Below are 20,808 nucleotides of genomic sequence, written 5' to 3' on the forward strand. Positions count from 1 at the left end.
AATTCTTCTTTTTAATTTTAAAAAACAGCAACGGAATTGGACTCGGTTTTGCTTTTATAGCCTTGTTTTATATTGTAAAACTCTTCCCAATCGTCTCTTTTTATTATAACCATTTCTTTTTCTTCTTCTGTGGGTAGAAAAATATAATCTGGAATATTCACTACAAATTTCATCAGCTTTGGCATCAGCAATTGTATTTCTTGCTTTCTTCTAAAAAAATCGTTTTCAAACTTTTTCATATAATCGTTCCATAAATCTTCCGCCTCTTTATTAACAGGTATGAAATAACTATAGGTTATATATTTCTCAACAAACAATCGGTAATTTTTATCTGTCCCAATATTTTCAAATTTTAGAGTAAGAATATCCTTAATCAAATTATTGCTGACGTCAGAACCTTCCTGAATCTTATTTTTTACAGCGGCGAAATATTTTTGATTTAATTCATAAAATTGATTTTCAGGAATTTGGGGAGAAAAGGAGTTTAAAACATTTTTGGTAATATCCAGTTGGGTGGGATCGTAAATTTTATCCTTGCCACTTCTGAACAGGATCACTTTAGATACGTCTTTTCCAGCATTTCGATTGCATCGCCCCGCTGCTTGATTTATGGAAGACAGGGGAGCAAAATCACGATAAACCGTGCCAAAATCGATATCTACTCCAGCCTCAACTACCTGAGTGGAAACTAGGATTATTCGTTGATTCCTGTCCAATTTTTTTCTGATAGAAGAAAGAGTTTTTTCGCGGAAAAAGGGAATTATAGAAGCAGACAAATAAAATAAACTGGTTTCTTCCACATAATCCGAAAGAAGTTGCCTTAGTTTTTGAGAGAAGCCAATGGTGTTACATATTATCAAAATAGATTTTTCATTTTCTTCATAATCTGTCAGAACAATTTCCATCAATTCTTCCTCATTCATCAATTCTTTCTTTTGTAGCAGAGAAGTGTCAAGAACAGTACGGTTCATTTGAGAGAAGAAGTAATCATCTTCATATTTAAAACACAATTCTTTGACTTTATTTTTCAGTAAAATGGGTTGAGTAGCAGTCACAAATATGAACTTAGTGTTGAAATATTTTGCCATGGCTTCCATCACAAATTCGAATGCACGAAATAGTTTTGGATTAATAGATTGAACTTCATCCAAAATAATAATACTGTTTACCAGATTATGAAACTTCCGAAGTTGGCGATTGTGATTGGCAAAAATGCTTTCCCATAATTGCACAAAAGTTGTAATGGTTATTTCACTTTGCCAGCCTTCTATAATATATTCCCAGTTAGGATAAAACCCTTCTTCAATATCTTCCTTTTTTTTAATATCAGGAATCGAAAGGTGATGATGAACTCCGATATTTCCCTTGTCAATAACAGCACCCTCTAAAATATCATTAAAAACGCTTGCATTTTGATCAATGATGGATGTAAAAGGCAAGCAATAGACAATCCTAAAATCAGGGGCGTATTTTTCCTTAATTTGAAGTGCTGTTTTATAAGCGGTAAGCGTTTTTCCCAAACCCGTGGGAAGCGTAATGGAGTAAAAGTTTTGATCTCCAAGAGCAATGACCCGAGAAACGGCAGTTTGATAAGCCTCCTCTCTCAGAGTATTTATGGAATGTTGGGTTTGTATGAATTTGGATTTATACTCATCAATTATTTGACTTTTAATTGGAAAGCGTTTCCATTCTTTTTTTTGAAGCATCATATCGCCTTTGTCAGCACTTAAAAGGAATGAATACAAAAACAAGGTTTGAAAATAAAATGAACTGTTCTTATTTTGTGAAAGATCCGAAACAACTTTCATATCAAATTTGAATCCTTTAAAACTTGTTAATAATTCAGAAATATTTCCGAATTGAAATGGCAAATCTAGTTCGGACATCGTTCTTGCATATTTCACAAAATCTATAGTTGCTCCAGTTTCAACGAGTGTGTCTCTATCATTTCTTGGATTTACAGAAGCTTGTTCAAAATTCTTAAGAGCACCGTGGTGGGCTTTCAGAATCTCTACAAACAGGAAGACTTCTTTGGAATATGTGATGGATTCATCCCATAAATACAAACTCATCCAAGCACCAAATAAAGCGTGATTTTTTAACGAGGGATTTTCTTTCCATTTTTTCAAATACACTTTGTTCTTCTCTATAAAACCTTCTAAAACCGCTTTAGAATAGTCCCTATGTTCTTTGTTATTTCCAAGAAGAGCATAAGCAAGATAAAGCTGAAAATAAACAGAAGCTTTAGCAAGATCGTGGTAGGCAATCAAAGCAAGAACCTTATTCTTTAATTCTTCCGATGAAAAGAAGTTTTGTTTTTTCTCTGGAAGAATTTGCTCAGAAACCTTCTTCAACCCAGCTAAATGCTCTTTCAGCAATCTGTCATCGTGAGAGATCCACTCCATTACATCATAATAATATTAACCGGCTGTCCTTTTAGAATTAGGCGATAGTATTTCTCAACTTCAGCCTGAATAGGATTACCATTTAGGTCAAATAAAATATTATCTCTCTTTGTAACCTCTCTGGTTGTATTCATTTCTAAAGGATACATTGCCTGTTCCTGAATGCGAACTTGATTTTCATTCCACGATGAAGTATCTAAACTTTTCACCTCGCTTTTCAAAAGAATGGAATCAATCACTGCAATCCCGTTATCTTCTTTTATCTCGTATTCTCCAAGAAACTGAAAATTCGCTAAACAATGTGCCAACCCTAAAACCGGAGTATAAACAGATTTCTTTTCCTCTAGGTTTTCTTTTAGCGAGTTATAAATTTCATCATTGGTGTGAGAGAAGAAAATCCGGTAACAAGGTTTGACAATATATTCCATTGTCGTCGGCTTTCGGTTATCTTTAATAGGTCCTGTTTTCGGTGAAAGATTGATATTAATCCTCAGAATCCGAATTGGATTGATAACCTGAATAGCCAATCGACAGTTAGCTTCATCAAAATAATCTAGATACTTGTTTTCTCTATTATCCAATCCGATTATGGCTCCAACCAATCCGAATATGGAAGTTTTAAACGGCAAAGAATAAGTGAGAGCAGAAGTGGTTACATAGATCTTTTTGAAATGAGCATAATCTCCCCAAATGTCGAAAACTAATGTCTTTTTAATTTCCATTTTAAAATTCCAGTTCCTGAGCTTTAAATATTGGCTCGCTTAGTTGAAGTCTGTCATCTATTTTTACTTCCACAGATAGAATTTTATCCTGATGCTTCTGAAGAACCTGATTTAGTTTTTCCGTTTGCAAAACAAATTCTGTAACGTCCTGTATTTGATCTACTTCTTTATCATTTTCTACTAGTAATTCTATGTTTTCAAGAAGGTCACCAATATAAAAACCAGGCTGGTAATTTACCTTTACCAATAGGCGCGGCATATGACCTTTCTTTGATCTTGAAATCAAATCTTTGGTGCCATTCCAAGTTCCTTCAATGAATAAATTCATATCTTCATCTGTCAGTTTCGTATGTTTTGCAGCGTTTTCATTAATGATTCCGTGAAACCCTATCAATCCATAGGTGATATTATACTCTTCCCTGAAGGTTTTTTGTTCTGCGCCTTCTTTTGTTGCGAAAGCTCCAGTTCCTTTAATAAAGTTTTCTTTTACAGGATGCAGGCTTTTCCCCATTCCAAATTGAACAGGACCAGTCAGGTTGAATTTTTTCCCTGTCGCGGCAGAAACCCCACCAAATAATCTTACATCAAGATATTTTTCGATAAACTCATCTTTGTCATTATAAGCTTTTGCCCTGGTAGCACCTGTTACTGGCTTGCCTCCTTCATCTCTGATAAAAATATCTTTATTGGCATCTGTTTGACCATCATATCCTTTCTCTAAAAAATAATCTCGGATGGTTCGTTTTAAACGCACATCTGTTACCAAACAATGATTGGAATCTTCATCGATTCTGGGGCGGTTCATATCCATCGGATCGCCGTTGGGATTGGCATATTTTACATCGTAGAGAAATAAAATCTCGCTTCGGTTTTGAATAATGTTACTCATTTTTCTTCTGTATTTAATGATTTATTGTCTTTATTAATTCTGTCGAAATCTTTTTGCAGGACTAATCCCATTGTAAATGCAAATGAAATTTCATCTTTACTGACTTTTTCTTCATTTGCAAAATAACGCATCGCTGCCGCTTCCAGAGAAGAGAACTCTTTGTCATATTGCCGCAGTCGCGCAATAAGTTTTGGAAATTTCTTTGAAATAAGATCCTTATCGATATTCAATCCATTCAGTTCTTTCATAAAAGCATTCCCAGGTTGATTGTATAACAACCGGGTGGTCAGACAGCCAAAAATAAAAGCTCCCTTTAGATATTCCTTCTCAAAATAAGCGGGATGAGCTTCTATAAAAGAAAACGCATCTTGCTTCTCTGTTGTTAAACTGTGTTTACTCATTTTATATTCAGATTTAAAAATTTCTAATGCATTTAAGAAAATGAGATTCCCCAATGAATATTTCACCAAATAGTTGAAGGTGTTTTCTTCATTATGATAATTCTCTTTGAACGATTTTTTCCAAGATTCTAATATCAAACGTATCACCTTGGAGTCATCATAAGGCTGTCCAGTGAAAATGCTTTGAATTAATCTAAAAAAAGCTGGTTGGATATTTTTTTGACCAGTAATAAAATATTCTCTGAGTCGAAATAATGTAATTTTTTGTTGTCTAACTTCTCCTTTTTTTGTTATATAGGTGGTGTAAATATGATAGTGGTTTTCAGCTTCTTTTTTTGCGTCCAAAACTTTAGCAATCCGTGATGGAAGAACATCATTCAGTTCAAGATATATCTTAAATTGAGCTTGTTGCTGCTCAAAGAACAACATTGTATAGTAGATATCGTTCCTCCTTAAATCTCCATCTTCTATAATTTCATTTAAAATTAATTCGGTATCATTAAAAAAACCATTGGCTCCATCATTATTATCAATATTAAGTGCGGCTTTATCCAAGAACTTGGAAGCTATGTATTGGGCTAAAGAGAGTTCCGGCTGAAATACGAAATGCGGGACTAGGGCATATTTAAAACTTCCGAAAAAATGGGCGCTTAATCTATTCAATAAAATCCCCCTTGCTCCTTCAAGGTATGGGATGGCCTCTTCAGAAACAGGAAACATTGTATAGGCTTTATTTGCATCAAAACTGTTTCTTCTAAAGGAATCCGCATCAACCGTGAAGCCCAATGTATCCACAAAACCATACACTGTGGCAGACTTATTTGTCAGCGCGCATAGCTGATTTTTCTTTTTGGTTTTCCCGTAATTCTTCTGATAATATTTTTTGTAAGCTTCTTCTTCAAATACACTTATATATTCTTCAAACTCACCGAAATATTTTCCGTCAATAGAAAAGGTAATGATGTAGTAGTAACCTTTATTAAAATCAAATTCTTCAAAAAGGTGAATCGCCTTTTCTAGATCCTCTTTGGAAGTAAAATCCAAATTGTAATTTTCTATACTTTGCCGGATTTTTTTAGAAGTTTTATTAGGATCTTTTGTATTTATATAAAGTGTAGGAACAGTATTAGTCCCATTAGCACCGGGAGGTCTTCTATATAAATATTTTGGAATAAAAGTAGAATTGAAATCCTCTAACTCAAAGTGTGAAAAACTTCCTTCTTCCACAATTCCCTTAAGAACTTTGCCGTTGATCTCTCTTCCTTCAAAGGGATTTTCTGCAGGAGAGAAGTATGGCTGCAGGTTTTCATCACTATATAATAATTTAGCAAAATTGTAGAGTGTTGTAATCATCTTTATATTTTAAGAAAAAATATTTCAGTTTATTTATTTCAATATTCGCTGTAGACATTCCTATTCTGAGCCCACTCACTTTTGCCCTGGCTGTGCCATTCCCCAATCGTTAATAATTTTTGTAACATAAATTAATTTTTTTCCATGTCAGAAAACATGAGTTATTCATATGACCAAAGCCACTATAAAAATGTGTTCGTTAAATTTACGGCTATTTTTAGCTCAAAATTTCTGGGGAGAAAGGCTAAATTATAAATAAATGTCAAAATAAAAAAACCATTAAGTCTTTTATTTTAATAAACTCAATAATTTTGATCCAGTTTTGTCAATTGTAAACCATATTATTTTTGGATGGACACTGGCTTATGAAAAAAATTTAACAAAAGATAATTAATACTTCTTGATGGTTTTATCGGGCTATAGGAATATTTATTACAATACCCGATAAAGTTTTTATTTGTACCCGCTAAGATTTTGAAATTATATATGTAAATATGTCAGTGCTTGTTTTTTTAATTAATGACAGGGATTTAGCATCTTTTTGATTCGTACACATCAGTTTAATACGTATTTTATATAATATATTTGTCTACAAAATCAGTTACTTAGGAAGAAGACACTACAAAACCTCTAGTGTTTGCTGTGCCATTAGATTCTTTAACTGTGAATCTATTCCAGCTTGGTACTCGCGGGCTTCTCTCCTTATGTCAAAGACGAATCGACTCCCCTCTCAGGTTGGGGGACCCTACCCCTTCTGTCAGCTGGGATTTAAAATTAGATAAACAATCAAAAGTATCTCCCAGCTGCCATCTTCCCCTTAGAGAAACATTGGTCTTTTAAATAACCTTGGTAGATAGGGGAAGGAACACACAGATTAAACACGAAGTTGCTTACTCAAACCAAACTCATCAAACGTCACCCTCAAAGGTGTCCGAGTGAATTTTAGAAAGTGCAGCGCGCTTACTAAAATTTGTATCGAGACCACCGGCTCCCAAAGCTCCAACAATAATTTGTGAATTCTTGCCCCATTCGAAGCGCCACGAAGGAAACAGTAGTGACATTCACAACCACCCATCGAACGTAGCGAAAGAAAATAAAATTCGTGTATTCGTGGTCCCCCAATCCCAATTCCCAAATCAACCAACCCCCAAAGCCCATTTTCAACTTCAACTTCGACTTCAACTTCGACTCCGAGGTAGTTAACCAACATCGTATATGAAGCGTCCATTCATAGCGTAGTGTGAATAAATTGTATAGTATATATATAGTACTGGTATAGTAAGATTATAGTAACTTTATAGTATATTTACAGTATGTTTATAGTATATAAAATATACCATATACCCCTTGCAACGCTACTACGCTCATTAATCTACAATAGCAATAAATGCCTTGCTAATCTAATTAGCATTAAAACGAGCATCCATCTCCTTAAATTTAAAAAGCGATACCCAATATTTGTACACACAGAAATTACACCCGAACCCACAAAGTAGGGGAGGTGTTTAAGTAATTAACGCTGGGTTTAAATAAAATGGTGAAGCAATCTAAACCAACAAAAGCAAAACCAAGCCAATAATAATTATGGTGTTGGTGAATAGGAGTGATTTTAGATAATAGGCTAGCTTCCTATCGTGAATCCATTTTTTTACAAGGATATACCAACTCGCAGCTGCAAGAAAGATGGTCGCAATAGTAAATACAAGCTCGAAGGTATTTTCAAAAGAGGGTTCTGTGCTAATGTCGGTGCTGTCTTGTGTGAATATTTTATCCAGCACCAAGGAAACAGAAGTAAACAAAAGCATAACTGTAATTACGTGAAATATAATTAAGGCTATTTTTTTTACTTCTGCAGTTCTCATAAAATTTTGATGCTTTCCTTTAAGTAATTCAATGTGAAAGATGGGTGGCGTGAGTGGCTGTTACCACATTTTATACGCTCGTAAACCTAGTCTATGTCTCAATCGTCCTAAAAGTTAAATTAATCCGTGGCGCATGCACTTTCCTTGTTGGTGGCAGTCGGTGCAGCCAATGGCTTTGGGTTGTGCCTTTCATTATCAAAAGGCTGCCGTTTTGTAGATTTAGTGAAACCGTTTCCTTCGTCTCTTTATGCTTAAACGCAAATTTCCGCTCCGCCCCAAAACTTACCGAGGCGATGGCGCTATTTCTTTTAAGATCTTTTTCGGCATCGCTGTGCCACGCCATGCCTTCTTCGCCACTGTGGTAAAGATTCAACAAACAACTATTAAAAGTATCGCCGCACTTGGCTTCAACCTGCTTTTTAAGTTGCAGCAACTCGGGCGTCCACAACTGTGCTTTTTTGGTGACTTTAGAATAGGTGTATTCAAACTCGCGTTCGCCGTACCACGCCACTTTTCGCTTTGTGATAATTTTTTTTCCGAAGATAATGGTTTCGTCGTTTTTCCAAGCAATTGTATTCAGTAATATATCGAAATAGCGGTTCGCTTCTTCTTCAGTAAAAACTGTTCCAAAGTAATTCACAGTGCCGTCTTTGGGAAGTAGGTTGCGTTGCGTATCCCTTTCAAAATCGAACAATTCCATAGCTTTCAAAACTATTACTTTCTATTTATATCAGGGCAAAATGACTTGTTAATTTTACACATATTCTTATAAAAGTTGAAGAGGAAACCTATTCAAAATCGGTTTTTGAACCGATGTTTTCTTCATTTCAAAAGAAATTATAGTATCTTAGTTATCCATTTTAAACTAACAACCAATACTATGAGTACCATTCTACTTTTATTAGGCGTAATTGTTGTCGTAGGGCTTTTGCTCGTGATCGTTTACAACCGTTTTGTGAAAAACAAAAATATGGTGAAAGACGCCTGGAGCAATATTGATGTCGCTCTTAAACGCCGTTACGACCTAATCCCGAACCTTGTTGAAACCGTAAAAGGGTACGCAGCACACGAAAAAACAACTCTGGAAAGCGTAATTCAAGCTAGAAACGCAGCCATGTCTGTCCCTTCTGATGAAATAAATGCGAAGATAAAGGCTGAAAACCAACTGCAACAAACCCTGCGAAGCATTTTTGCGTTAAGTGAAGCATACCCAGACCTAAAGGCGAATGCAGGCTTTATAGATTTACAGCAAAAGCTAAGCGAAATTGAGGAAAACCTTGAGCGAAGCCGCAGATACTACAACGGCACAGTTCGCGAAAACAATACCTATGGCGAAAGCTTCCCAGGAGTGCTTTTTGCAGGAATGTTTAGCTACCAACATTTCGACTATTTTGAAGTTGACCCAGCTACCCGCGAAAACGTAAAAGTGAGTTTTAATTAAAGGTTTTGGTTACAAAGCTAATAACCCAATACCTCAAAAACCCAGTAACCCAGTAACGCAATAACCATCAACTGAAATACCAGATTATTTTTAATAACTAATAAAGTGACAATAAGTAAGAAGTACACCCCGTGGTTCAATAAAAAACTGTTTCTGCTATTAATAGGAATGTTGTTTTTCTTGAAAACATCGGCTCAGGAATTTACCGTAAACCGATGCCAAGTAGATATCTACATCCACGAGGAAGGCTACTTTGATGTGGTTGAAAATTACGACATTACTTTTAATACATATAAACACGGTATATTTAGAAACATTCGCGTTAATTACGACTTGCTTACCGAAGATAGCATCCAAGAAAAACGCAGGATTAGAATTACCAAAATTAAAGTACCTGGCCATAAATTTGATGCCGATCCTGAATTTTTACAAAAACTTAGTGACAACCTACAAATAAAAATTGGCGATAAGGACGTAACGGTTATTGGCCCACAACACTACGAAATAAAATATCGGGTTTACAACGCTTTTCTTTTTGAAAGGGAAAAAATTCGGTTTTACTGGAACGTCAAAGCTTCTGACTGGAGCACGGTTTTTGAAAAAATAGATTTTAATATTCACCTGCCCGAAAATGTAGATGCTAACTTAGATGATTTTTTTGTTTACACCGGTTTTACGGGACAAGATGTTGAAAGTTCAGATTTCAATGTATCCTATAATGATGGGGTTTTTTCCGCGACAAGTGTTCCCGATTTTAAATCGTATAGCGGACAAAACGTAACTGTATTATTAAACCTACCCTTAAATTCAGTAAAGGAAATAAAACCGTGGTGGCCATTTTGGGCAGACTACGGCTGGACGCTTATTTTAGGATTATTGCTACTAGTATTTTACGCAATTTGGAACAAATACGGTAAAGATGATAGGGTAGTGGCAACAACCAGCTATTTCCCGCCAAGCGGCATCGATCCGTCCATGGCTGGGTTTTTAATAGACGATAGCGAAGATACACAAGACCTTATTTCATTAATTCCGTATTGGGGTTCGCGAGGATTAATTGCTATGGAAGAAATTCCAAAAAAAGGCTGGTTTGAAAAAGACGACACCAAAATTACAAGGTTACGCCCCTTACCGGATGGCGCGCCAGATTATGAAAAGAAAATTTTTAGTGGCCTCTTCGGAAGCGCTTCCGAGCACGGAGAAAAAGAAGTTTTAATAAGTAGCCTTAAAAATACTTTTTACACAAAAATGGCTAGTGCCAAAAGAATGTTGAAGAAAAAAGCTCAAAAATATTACGATCCAAAAGCCAAAAAAATACAAACCAGAACCATTATTGGCATGGTAATATTGAGCGGTATTCTCTTCTTTGCTTTTATAGTTACGTGGGGTTTAATTGCGGCCTTGGCGGTAATTCCCGTTACAATATTTCTACTTTTTATGAGTGTGCATTTGGTGAAGAAAAACGCCAAAGGCAATGAAATACTTTCAGAATTAAAAGGGTTTAGAAATTTTATAAAAATAGCCGAAGAAAACAAATTAAAAATGCTGCTTCAAGATAGCCCGTCCTATTTTGAAACTACGATGGGGTATGCACTGGCCTTTGGTCTGTTTGATCAGTGGGCAAAAAAGTTTGAAGCACTCAATTTACAACCCCCAAGTTGGTACACCTCATCAACTGGCGCCTTCACGATGCATAACTTTTCTAATTCGTTTGCATCTTCTATTTCGTCGGCAAAATCAACTATGGTAAGTTCGCCTTCAAGCAGCGGTTCTGGAGGTGGAGGTTCTTCGGGAGGTGGCTTTGGCGGCGGGGGCGGCGGAAGCTGGTAATGAAATTATTAAAGGAAGTTTCGAAACAAATCCATTACCTCGAAATTCACGCCAATCTTAAATTTTAACAGCAATATTTACAATGTACTGTAGTGAGTCTCGGTTTCTGATACTTGCACCGACCTTTAGTGGCCATAGTTTTAGCGGAGAAACAAGCGGTCCAGTTTCCAATTCTAATAATATAATTTAAATATCTGATACACTTTTTGCCCTTCCACTTCCGCGCTTACAACGTAATATTCCTTTGTCTTTTCAATTATTTCATATAAATACGCATCGCCCGGAATGCTTAAATTAGCACGGGTTTCGTTGTTGCTTTCTATAAATATAAGTTTAAACTTATTTTCGTCAATCCAGCTAAAAGTGAGTTTTGAATACGTATTATCTTCAAAATAATCCTGCCAAAACCCGTCGCTGATTTTCACCTTTGTTCGCTTCCCGTCGGCTTCCAAATAGCTGAAGTCTTCAGTTTTCTTAAAGTTCTTTAGCTCTTTCTTTGAAATCGTGGAAATAGGTTTCACAGAAGTTATTCTCGCGTCGTCTTTATGTGGTTCAAGCCTTTGCAATAACTCCTGAAAATCCACACAATTTCGCTGTAGCCTGTAATAAATACGCTTTTGAAATTCTTCAGCATCGGCCTCGGGGACGGCGTTTAAAGCGTCATCCATTGGGTCGCGAAAAAGAATATCCATTTTTATTTCGTCATTTTCAATATAATCTAAAGTGCCTAAATAGTTGCAAATCTTATAAGAAGCAGCATCAACTTCTTCTACAGTTTGCGAAAATAAAACTGTGGTAAAGCAAGTGAGGAATAACAAAAACAGCTTTTTCATTTCTATTTGTTCTATAGTATTTGCAAATAAGTTATCGCCAAACCAATTCAATTTTAGGTTGCGACGAAGAATTTACGGGTTTATTTTTAAAAAGGGTATTACTTCATCCATCGTATCGCTTTTGGCGTGAACTTTAAATTCATGGGCATTCGTTTCTACAATTTCACAATAAATCTTCTTCCCAATAATATCACTCGTATCATACTTGTAGTTTAAAATTTCACTATACGTTAAAATATATGTACAGTCCGATATCCATTCAATAGTTGATTTAATTACAACATTGTTGTCAAAATTTGTTTCAATTTGCATGGATTCGGTCCGAATTATTTTTTCGGGCATATTCTCTTCAACATAACGAAATTCTCCAATCCTGAAATTTGAACAGTTTTTTTCTTGCGAATAACCAATTAAAGCGAAACCTAAGATTATAAATGTAACTATATATTTCATAACAGTATTGCCGGATTTTAAAAAAACATGATGTCCCTTCGAGACATTTGTTTAGCTGCAATATCGTACTATTTTCCGACAAAATGCGGTTAGGTATTAAATATGGGTAGAAAATGGCAACCCGTCACTTCCAAGTCCCGTAGGGACTACTGGGGCATAATGCCGTTAGGCATTAAATATAGGTAGAAAATGGAAACCCGTCACTTCCTCGTCCCGTAGGGACTACTGAGGCATAATGCTATTAGGCATTAAATATTGGTAGAAAATAGAGGACCGTCACTTCCAAGTCCCGTAGGGACTACTGGGGCATAATGCCGTTAGGCATTAAATATGGGTAGAAAATAGAGACCCGTCAATTCTAAGTCCCGTAGGGACTACATATAACATGGGGCATAACAGAATTTGTCATTCCTTTTTTTGAACAATAAAACTATTTTAATTAATCTCTAAACCGCAACACTATATTCCCGCAACGCATCATTCAACGAGGTTTTTAGATTCGTGCTTTCTTTCCGCTGTCCAATAATGAGGGCGCAGGGCACTTGATACGCTCCGGCTGGGAATTTCTTAGTATAACTACCCGGAATTACAACCGACCGTGGTGGTACCGATCCTTTTATTTCTACAGGATTTTCACCAGTAACATCTATAATTTTTGTGGAAGCGGTCAATACCACATTGGCACCTAAAACGGCTTCTTTCCCAACCCGTACGCCTTCAACAACTATGCAGCGCGAACCAATAAAGGCACCGTCTTCAATAATTACTGGGGCGGCTTGTAGTGGCTCTAAAACGCCGCCAATGCCTACGCCACCGCTGAGGTGTACGTTTTTGCCAATCTGTGCACAGCTGCCCACTGTGGCCCAAGTATCTACCATAGTACCTTCATCTACATAAGCGCCAATGTTTACATAGCTTGGCATAAGTATTACCCCGCTCGAAATATAGGCTCCGTGTCGCGCAACCGCATGCGGCACAACGCGAATACCTTTTGCTTCGTACCCAGATTTTAAAGGAATTTTATCGTGATATTCAAAAATACCCACTTCCAAGGTTTTCATCTTTTGAATGGGGAAGTAGAGCACAATTGCTTTTTTAACCCATTCGTTTACTTGCCAGCCGCCCGATTCAGTGGGTTCTGCGCAACGCAATTTGCCTTGGTCGCAATAATTCACCACCTCACGAATGGCGACGATGGTTTCCGTTTCGGTAAGTAGGGAACGGTCTTCCCAAGCTTTTTCTATGGTTTTTTGTAATTCTTGCATTTTTTTATTTTTTCAAGTATTTTGTTTTGAACCAAGATTGAAGGACATTGCGAATCGCGAGTTTCTTATTGATAAACTCAATTTATACTTTTAAACTATCGTGTTTCCCTTATGTCGTGATTCGTGGTTCATATCCACAAATATAGGCTTCATAATTCAAAATTGTGGTTGATAATAGCATACTATTTCCGAATCCCTTATTTTTGCAGTCGTTATGGGAAGAATTTTGGCATTAGATTACGGTAGTAAACGCACAGGCATCGCCATTACAGACGAGTTGCAGTTAATTGCTTCGGGCTTAACAACGGTTGCTACTTCTGAATTAATTCCGTTTTTGAAGAAGTATTTCGCTTCCGAAAAAGTAGAATTGGTTTTAGTGGGCGAGCCAAAACAAAAAGACGGAACCCACTCTAATATTGAAGCGGAAATTCAGAAGTTTTTAAAGAAATTTGTAAATATTTTCCCCAATTTAGAAGTAAAGCGCGTCGATGAACGTTACACCAGTAAAATGGCTTTCCAAACAATGATAGACAGCGGTCTAAAAAAGAAACAACGCCAAAACAAGGCCTTAGTAGATGAAATTAGCGCAACGATAATTTTACAAGAATACCTTTATAATGTATAATGAATATTGAATAATGAAAATTGTTTAATGAATAAATTCATTTACAAAATTTTATAAAAATGGAAAAGGATATAAAACTACGCTCCAAAACTTTTGCGCATCGTTGTGTTAAATTGGCAATTTCACTTCCTATAACAAAAATGGGAAGTCATATGGAAGGTCAGCTTATCCGATGTCAAAGTCGGAGCTAATTATAGAGCAGTTTGTTTGGGGCAATCAAAGAAGAGTTTTATTGCTAAACTTAGTATTGTTGTTGAAGAAGCAGATGAGAGTAATTTTTGGATTGAATTTTTAATGGATGAAGATCTTTTACCTAAAGATAATTGTGAGCCATTGCTCAAAGAATCTGCAGAATTGACTTCCATTTTTATAGCCTCAAAAATTACCGCTGAAAAAAAATTAAACAGATAATAATTACTGAATATTCATTAGCCATTAAACATTATACATTAAAAAATGATTTTACCAATAATAGCCTACGGCGACCCAGTTTTAAGAAAGGAAACCAAAGAAATTTCCAAAGATTACCCAAATCTGGACGCAGTTATAAGTAATATGTTCGAGACTATGTATGAGGCTCACGGCATTGGTCTTGCAGCACCGCAAGTAAATATGCCTATCCGCCTGTTTATAGTAGATGCCACTCCTTTTGAAGATGATGAAGATCTCACGGAAGAAGAACGAAAATTTGTTTCTACCTTTAAAAAAGTATTTATCAACGCACAAATTGTTGAAGAATCTGGCGATGAATGGGCGTTTAACGAAGGCTGTTTAAGTATTCCCGATGTTCGCGAAGATGTTTTTCGCCAACCCAATATTACAATTGAATATTTGGACGAAAACTTTAAAAAGCACAAAGAAAATTTTAGCGGCATCGTGGCGCGTATAATTCAACACGAATACGATCATATTGAAGGGATTCTCTTTACAGATAAGCTTTCACCGTTGAAAAAAAGATTGATAAAAAGTAAGTTGACAAACATTTCTAAAGGTAAGGTGGGTATCGATTATAAGATGAAATTCCCCAATGCAAAAAAGAAACGTTAACAACCTTGTATATATTAACCAAACCAAAGATATTTGTATCCGAAAAAATTTTAAAGGTATTTTATGAGCTTAGAAAAAGTGCTTTCCATTTCCGGCAAACCCGGACTTTACAAATTAAAATCACAAACCCGTGCGGGCTTTTTAGCCGAATCGCTTTTAGACGGTAAAACTATAAATGTTAGCGGCCGCCACAATGTGAGCCTGCTTTCCGAAATAGCTATTTACACCCTAACGGAAGAAGTTCCTCTTCGCGAAGTTTTCAAGAAAATTTCTGAAAAAGAAGATGGAAAGGAAACCATAAGCCACAAAGCTTCTAAAGAAGAGTTGGAAGAATTCTTCTTCGGAATTATGCCAGATTATGATGAAGATCGCGTCTATGCAAGCGATATCAAAAAAGTGGTGCAGTGGTATAATATGCTTATCAAAAACGGAATCACCGATTTTTCTGAAACAAAGGATGAAACAAACGAAGAAGAATTAGAGGCTAAAGCAGCTAAATCTACAAAAGTTACTTCCCCGAAAGCTGCCGCTCCTAAAACAGCGACGCCCAAAGCGTCGTCCACTAAAAAAGGCGGAACAACAAAAAGCGCAGCTTCTCGAAAAACCTAAAATTTAATTACTGAACTAATAGGTAATTGAGTTATACAGTAAAAATCCCTAAGTCCTAAATGGATTTAGGGATTTTTTGTTACGTTTAAAACAGCAAACCCATTCCTCGAAAAATAGTGATAAATTATTTACATTGTAATACATAAATTCTAAATTAATTAATCCCAATTCAAAATGAATTCCAGAAAAGACCAACTAAAAGCATTCGACAGATTATTGACTATTATGGATGAGCTGCGCGAACAATGCCCGTGGGATAAAAAACAAACCATGGAATCGCTGCGCCATTTAACCATTGAAGAAACCTACGAGTTGGGCGATGCAATTTTAGAAAACGACTTGCAGGAAGTAAAAAACGAATTGGGCGATGTTTTGCTGCACATAGTGTTTTATGCGAAAATAGGCAGCGAAACTAACGATTTTGATATCGCAGATGTGTGTAACAGTATTTGTGAAAAACTAATTTCGCGCCACCCACATATTTATAGCGATGTAAAAGTGGAAGACGAAGAAGAAGTAAAACGCAACTGGGAAAACTTAAAGCTAAAAGAAGGAAAATCCAGTGTTTTAGGAGGTGTGCCAAAATCGTTACCCGCCCTTGTAAAAGCGAGTAGAATTCAAGAAAAAGTAGCAGGCGTAGGTTTTGATTGGGAAAAACCGCAACAAGTTTTTGAAAAATTACAAGAAGAATTAGGGGAACTACAACACGAAATAAACAGCGATAACCAAGACAAAATAGAAGCCGAGTTTGGCGATGTGCTATTTTCAATGATAAACTACGCCCGATTTCTAAAAGTGAATCCAGAAAACGCCCTGGAACGCACCAATAAAAAATTTATAAAACGTTTTCAATATTTAGAAGGCAAAGCCAAGACAATAAATAAATCGTTAAAAGATATGACCCTAGCCGAAATGGATGTGTATTGGAACGAAGCTAAAAAATCAGACACCCCGTCATCCCCCGCGTAGAGACGCACTGCCGCGCATCTCTGCGTAAAGGAGCTGCCGTGCGCTTCCTCAGGCCTAATTAATCTTCCCGAACCTCTTTAATTTTCGATAATTTAGCCTTCCAAACTTCCAATTGTTCTTTGTGGCGGGCAATGTTATTATGCACTTCCTTCACCAATGGATTGCTTTCATCAACGTGGTGGAAAAAACCTAAATTATTTTCCAACTGACGGATTTCATCTTTGGTTTCGTCTATCTTTTTCGAAATAAAGAAATGTTCGTTTTGCAGTTTTCTATCGTCATCGCGATTTACTAAAGTATTCAGTTTATTGTCAAATTTAATAAGCTCTGTCTCCTTCTTGCCCAAATCTAATTTAGAGAACAAGCCGTCTAAAGTTTTATTAAACTTTTGTTCAATATTGCGTTTGTTGTACGGTACGCGACCTATCTCTTTCCAAGCAGTAATCTTTTCTTTTATAGCCTTTAAATCGCTTTTGTGATCTCCGCTCAACTCAAAGGAAGCAAGTTTTTCAAGCATTTTTTGCTTTGCTTCAAAATGTTCAACTTCTTCTTTGTTAGCCTCGTTTTTCTGGGCGTGTAGCCTATCAAAATAATGATTACAGGCTTTTTTAAACTGCTTCCAAATTTTGTCGCTATCTTTTCGCGGCACGTGCCCAATGGTTTTCCAATCGTTTTGGATTTTCTTCATCAATTGGGTTGTTGCGTCAAAGTCTTCGCTGTCTTTGTTTTCTTCAGCAATTTTTATAAGCTCGCGTTTCTTTTCAAGATTTGCGTACTGCTCCTTTTTCTGATTCTTATAAAAACTGTTTTTTTGATGGTTAAAACTACCGGTAGCCTCTTTAAAAGCTTTCCAAATTTCCTTGTTGTTCGCCCGTGGAACTCTTCCTGTATTAAAAAATGAATCGCGAAGTTCTTGCACTTTTTTAATGGCTTTTTGCCATCCTTGATGCGTTGGTTTTGCCTCTTCCGAAGCCTTTTTTATATCTTCAACAATTTGCTTTTTCTTCTCGAGATTGTCTTCGTATTTTTTCTCTAATTCGGCTAATTGTACTTGGCGCTTGTCGTGAATTTCTTTGGTAGCTTCACTAAACTTGTCCCAAACTTCATCGCGATATTCCTTGGCAACAGGACCTATGTCTTCCTTCCACATTTTGTGAAGCATCTGCAGTTCGCGGAATGCTTTGTTGATGTCTGCTTCCTGCGTAAGCTCTTCGGCACGGGTAATGAGTTTTAATTTGGCGTCTAGATTGTGTTTAAAATCTAAATCGCGAAACTCACGGTTTAAATGTAAAAAGTCGTAAAAATTCTCAACGTGGTGATGGTAGGTATTCCATACGGTGTTGTACTTATCTCGCGGAATGGCGCCGGCAACGTGCCATTTTTCCTGAATTTCCTTAAAATGCTTGTAAGTGGTATTTATGTTTTCCTCAGCCCCCAAAAGCCCTTTTAACTCTTCTATTAACTCCCAACGCTTGTCTAAATTAGACTGAAGATCTTTTTTAAGATTCTTGTAGTGATTGTTGCGTTTTTCCTTATAGTCAAAATATAACGAATTGAATTCTTTCTTTAAAGGCGTGGTATAATGAAAGTCGATAATGTTTCCGCCGGCAGCTAAAAATTCTTCTTTTTTGCGCTCCAACTCCTCGTTGAATTTACTGTTAAATTCAGAACGAATTTCTTCAACATCGTGCTTTAAATCTTGTATTTTTTTCGTCTTTAAAAGCGTTTCAAATTCGGTGACCAATTCTTTTTCCGAAAGCGTGCTGTAATCTTTTTGAGCCTTCTCTTCAGAATCTTCCTCTTCCTCTTCATCTTCAGATGAGGCAATCTCTTCCTCGTCTTCATCTTCGGTTTTATTGCCTGTAACACTTTCGGCTGTTTCTATCTCTTCTATGATAGGTGCATCGGTAGTGGCTTTCTGCTCCACAGCCGTTTTTTCGGCTACCATCGCTTCTTCCACCACGGTACCCTTTTCAGTGTTTTTCTCTTCCTGCAAGGTTTTATCTGCCGCTGAATCTTCCTTTTCTAAACCATTTTCTGTGCTTTCATCGGCCGGTTTATCTGCCTGTTCCGTTTCGTTAGCAACTGCTTTATTTACAGTTTCTTCTTTTGAAGTATCTGCAGAATGGGTCTCTGCATTTGTATTCTCAGCCGTTTTATTCGCTGAAATTTCTTTGTCATTTTCTTCCTGCGGCAATTTTTCGTCAGACATTTTTTTCAATGTTTAGGTTCATTTTTCTTGGAGGGTCAATATACTAACAACTGCGCAATTGGCAAAGTACACAGCGGTTTTTTGAATGTTTTTATGCGAAATTTATGAATTCCAGATTTCCCAAGCTTTCTCGGCCTGCAGCACTAACATTTTCAGTCCGTTACTGGTTTGTGCGCCCTGAAGTCTTCCGCGTTTTAAAAACTCGGTTTCGGTGGGATTGTAGATTAAATCGAAAAGCAAATGGTTTTTTGTAAGAAATTGATACGGAATCCCCGGACATTCGGCACGATTTGGAAACGTGCCCAAAGGCGTACAGTTTACTATTAATAGGTGGTTTTCAATTATCGTTTCATTTAATTCTGAATACTTCAATGTATTAGAACCACTTTTCCGACTTACAAATTTATAGTGGAAACCCAAATTACCCAAAGCATACGCAATAGCTTTAGAAGCGCCGCCTGTGCCCAAAATAAGTGCGGTTTTTTGTTGAAGCGGTAAAAATACTTCAAGTGCTTTTTGAAACCCGAAATGATCGGTATTATAGCCCGTAAGTTTTTTGTCTTCGGAAATTTTAATGGTGTTTACGGCTCCAATTTTTTCAGCTTCTTCATTTAAATTATCGAGAAACCGAATTATTTCTTGTTTATACGGAATGGTGACGTTCAATCCTTTTAACGCTTCGGTTTCAGCTATAATCTTCGGAAAGAATTCAATAGTTTCAATATCGAAGTTCTCGTAGGTATGCGGAAGCTTTTCTTTTTCAAATTTTTCAGAAAAGTGCTTTCGTGAAAATGAATAGTCTATGTTTTTTCCTATTAATCCAAACTTAGCCATGCTGTTTCTTATTGTGATTGTCATACCAGTCTAAGCTAAGCACAATCAATATTCCGATGATAATAAAGACAATAGCGAGTATGGTTTCCAAGTTAATTTCTGAAGGTAAATACCTTGTATATCCAGTAATTATTTTTCTGCCGCTGGCATCAATTTGCATTACGTCAAAACGATCTACTGCAAATCTTTCTTCTTTCCAAGGCCAAACTACGCCCAAAGAACCAGCAATAAACCCAATGATAACGGCATAAGTAGCTTTTTTAAATCGCTTTAGCACATAGGCCAAAAGATGCGAAAGCGAAACTAAACCCACTATTGAACCCAATGAAAATACGGCTAAAACCTCTAAAAGTTCAACGCGCTGGGTGTTGTAAATCCAACTGAAATCCCACTGAAAAACATCTATAAAAGTATCGAACAACGCATTAACTGCGTCCACCAAAAGCAGTACATAATTTCCTAAAAGCATGAGAATAAAGGAGCCCGAAAGCCCTGGCAACGTCATTCCCGAAACGCTTATTATTCCACAGAAAAACACAAAAATTAAGTTGTTATTTTCCTTTGCGGGTTCCAGAAAACTTATGGCGACGCCTGCAATTACACCGCATAGTAAATAGGCTATATACTTTCGGTTCCAGTTGCCAAAATCTTTTGCAATAAAATAAATGGAGCCTATAATCATTCCGAAAAAAGCACTCCAAACGTAGAGCTCGTAATGAACAATTAAATAATCTAATATTTTGGAAATGCTGAAATAGCTTATCACCATTCCCATTATTAACAAACTTAAAAACTGCCCGTTCGTGTATTGATAAAAACTTTTAAATCGCCCATTGATAAGAAGTTTAAAAGCTTTTCTATTTATTTTTTGAAGCGAATAGATAAACTCTTCATAAAAACCTGCTACAAATGCCACCACGCCTCCTGAAACGCCAGGTACTTTATTTGCCGCTCCCATGCCCAGTCCTTTTAGAACGAGCCAAGTTTTATCGGAGAAGGAGCGATTTTCGTACAAGGTTTTATTTGTTATAAAGGTTTACTGAATTGAATTTTATCGG

Annotated in this window: 20 protein-coding genes; 7 read left to right on the forward strand and 13 right to left on the reverse strand. The window is 36.5% G+C overall.

Annotated elements, in window-relative coordinates; translation table 11 throughout:
* Positions 1–17: 17 nt before the first annotated feature.
* The 7 genes from cas3 to K8089_RS10945 all read right to left on the reverse strand — a co-directional run bounded on the left by cas3 (position 18) and on the right by K8089_RS10945 (position 8,332).
* On the reverse strand, positions 18–2,378 hold the full coding sequence (cas3, locus tag K8089_RS10915; RefSeq protein ID WP_237603326.1) for a CRISPR-associated helicase Cas3': 2,361 nt from the start codon (positions 2,376–2,378) through the stop codon (positions 18–20).
* A 26-nt stretch (positions 2,379–2,404) separates the two neighbouring features.
* A complete protein-coding gene (cas5b, locus tag K8089_RS10920; protein ID WP_237603327.1) occupies positions 2,405–3,127 on the reverse strand; it encodes a type I-B CRISPR-associated protein Cas5b in 723 nt (240 codons plus the stop codon).
* Position 3,128: 1 nt separating this feature from the next.
* Positions 3,129–4,016, reverse strand: a complete 888-nt coding sequence (gene cas7b, locus K8089_RS10925) for a type I-B CRISPR-associated protein Cas7/Csh2 (protein ID WP_237603328.1) — start codon at positions 4,014–4,016, stop codon at positions 3,129–3,131.
* Positions 4,013–5,770 carry a TM1802 family CRISPR-associated protein gene (locus K8089_RS10930; protein WP_237603329.1) on the reverse strand — a complete coding sequence of 586 codons (1,758 nt, stop codon included), beginning with the start codon at positions 5,768–5,770 and terminating at the stop codon, positions 4,013–4,015. Before K8089_RS10930 ends, cas7b begins: the two co-directional genes overlap by 4 nt.
* Before the next feature lie 874 nt (positions 5,771–6,644).
* On the reverse strand, positions 6,645–6,998 hold the full coding sequence (locus K8089_RS10935) for a hypothetical protein (protein ID WP_237603330.1): 354 nt from the start codon (positions 6,996–6,998) through the stop codon (positions 6,645–6,647).
* A 319-nt stretch (positions 6,999–7,317) separates the two neighbouring features.
* Complete coding sequence (locus K8089_RS10940) at positions 7,318–7,632, reverse strand: hypothetical protein (RefSeq protein WP_237603331.1); 315 nt, start codon at positions 7,630–7,632, stop codon at positions 7,318–7,320.
* 91 nt (positions 7,633–7,723) lie between these two features.
* Positions 7,724–8,332 (reverse strand): alpha-ketoglutarate-dependent dioxygenase AlkB family protein, encoded by a 609-nt coding sequence (locus K8089_RS10945; RefSeq protein WP_237603332.1) that lies wholly within the window; start codon positions 8,330–8,332, stop codon positions 7,724–7,726.
* Positions 8,333–8,512: 180 nt separating this feature from the next.
* Here K8089_RS10945 and K8089_RS10950 point away from each other — a divergent pair, with 180 nt between their 5' ends.
* Entirely contained in the window at positions 8,513–9,073 is a 561-nt protein-coding gene (locus K8089_RS10950) for a LemA family protein (protein ID WP_237603333.1), read from the forward strand.
* Positions 9,074–9,178: 105 nt separating this feature from the next.
* On the forward strand, positions 9,179–10,903 hold the full coding sequence (locus K8089_RS10955; RefSeq protein ID WP_237603334.1) for a DUF2207 domain-containing protein: 1,725 nt from the start codon (positions 9,179–9,181) through the stop codon (positions 10,901–10,903).
* A 173-nt stretch (positions 10,904–11,076) separates the two neighbouring features.
* Here the strand turns inward: K8089_RS10955 and K8089_RS10960 are convergent, their stop codons facing one another.
* The 3 genes from K8089_RS10960 to K8089_RS10970 form a co-directional block, all read right to left on the reverse strand.
* A complete protein-coding gene (locus tag K8089_RS10960) occupies positions 11,077–11,736 on the reverse strand; it encodes a hypothetical protein (protein WP_237603335.1) in 660 nt (219 codons plus the stop codon).
* Positions 11,737–11,808: 72 nt separating this feature from the next.
* On the reverse strand, positions 11,809–12,189 hold the full coding sequence (locus K8089_RS10965) for a hypothetical protein (RefSeq protein WP_237603336.1): 381 nt from the start codon (positions 12,187–12,189) through the stop codon (positions 11,809–11,811).
* 446 nt (positions 12,190–12,635) lie between these two features.
* Positions 12,636–13,454, reverse strand: coding sequence for a 2,3,4,5-tetrahydropyridine-2,6-dicarboxylate N-succinyltransferase (locus K8089_RS10970; protein ID WP_237603337.1), 819 nt, complete (start codon positions 13,452–13,454; stop codon positions 12,636–12,638).
* Between the two features lie 214 nt (positions 13,455–13,668).
* Here K8089_RS10970 and ruvX point away from each other — a divergent pair, with 214 nt between their 5' ends.
* The 5 genes from ruvX to mazG all read left to right on the forward strand — a co-directional run bounded on the left by ruvX (position 13,669) and on the right by mazG (position 16,704).
* Positions 13,669–14,079 carry a Holliday junction resolvase RuvX gene (ruvX, locus tag K8089_RS10975; protein ID WP_237603338.1) on the forward strand — a complete coding sequence of 137 codons (411 nt, stop codon included), beginning with the start codon at positions 13,669–13,671 and terminating at the stop codon, positions 14,077–14,079.
* 150 nt (positions 14,080–14,229) lie between these two features.
* On the forward strand, positions 14,230–14,490 hold the full coding sequence (locus tag K8089_RS10980) for a four helix bundle protein (protein WP_338149251.1): 261 nt from the start codon (positions 14,230–14,232) through the stop codon (positions 14,488–14,490).
* 45 nt (positions 14,491–14,535) lie between these two features.
* Positions 14,536–15,126: a peptide deformylase gene (gene def, locus K8089_RS10985; protein WP_237603340.1), complete on the forward strand. Its 591-nt coding sequence runs from the start codon at positions 14,536–14,538 to the stop codon at positions 15,124–15,126.
* A 63-nt stretch (positions 15,127–15,189) separates the two neighbouring features.
* Positions 15,190–15,735, forward strand: coding sequence for a DUF5606 family protein (locus tag K8089_RS10990; protein WP_338149250.1), 546 nt, complete (start codon positions 15,190–15,192; stop codon positions 15,733–15,735).
* A 174-nt stretch (positions 15,736–15,909) separates the two neighbouring features.
* Positions 15,910–16,704 carry a nucleoside triphosphate pyrophosphohydrolase gene (gene mazG, locus K8089_RS10995; protein ID WP_237603341.1) on the forward strand — a complete coding sequence of 265 codons (795 nt, stop codon included), beginning with the start codon at positions 15,910–15,912 and terminating at the stop codon, positions 16,702–16,704.
* A 58-nt stretch (positions 16,705–16,762) separates the two neighbouring features.
* On the opposite strand, the gene K8089_RS11000 is transcribed toward mazG, so the two are convergent.
* The 3 genes from K8089_RS11000 to K8089_RS11010 form a co-directional block, all read right to left on the reverse strand.
* Positions 16,763–18,916 carry a DUF349 domain-containing protein gene (locus K8089_RS11000; protein ID WP_237603342.1) on the reverse strand — a complete coding sequence of 718 codons (2,154 nt, stop codon included), beginning with the start codon at positions 18,914–18,916 and terminating at the stop codon, positions 16,763–16,765.
* A gap of 102 nt (positions 18,917–19,018) precedes the next feature.
* Complete coding sequence (locus K8089_RS11005) at positions 19,019–19,750, reverse strand: shikimate dehydrogenase family protein (protein WP_237603343.1); 732 nt, start codon at positions 19,748–19,750, stop codon at positions 19,019–19,021.
* Positions 19,743–20,765, reverse strand: a complete 1,023-nt coding sequence (locus tag K8089_RS11010; protein ID WP_237603344.1) for a DUF368 domain-containing protein — start codon at positions 20,763–20,765, stop codon at positions 19,743–19,745. The genes K8089_RS11005 and K8089_RS11010 overlap by 8 nt, the downstream gene beginning before the upstream one ends.
* Positions 20,766–20,808 lie beyond the last annotated feature (43 nt).

The sequence above is a fragment of the Aequorivita vitellina genome, from assembly GCF_022008365.1.
Lineage (GTDB): Bacteria > Bacteroidota > Bacteroidia > Flavobacteriales > Flavobacteriaceae > Aequorivita > Aequorivita vitellina.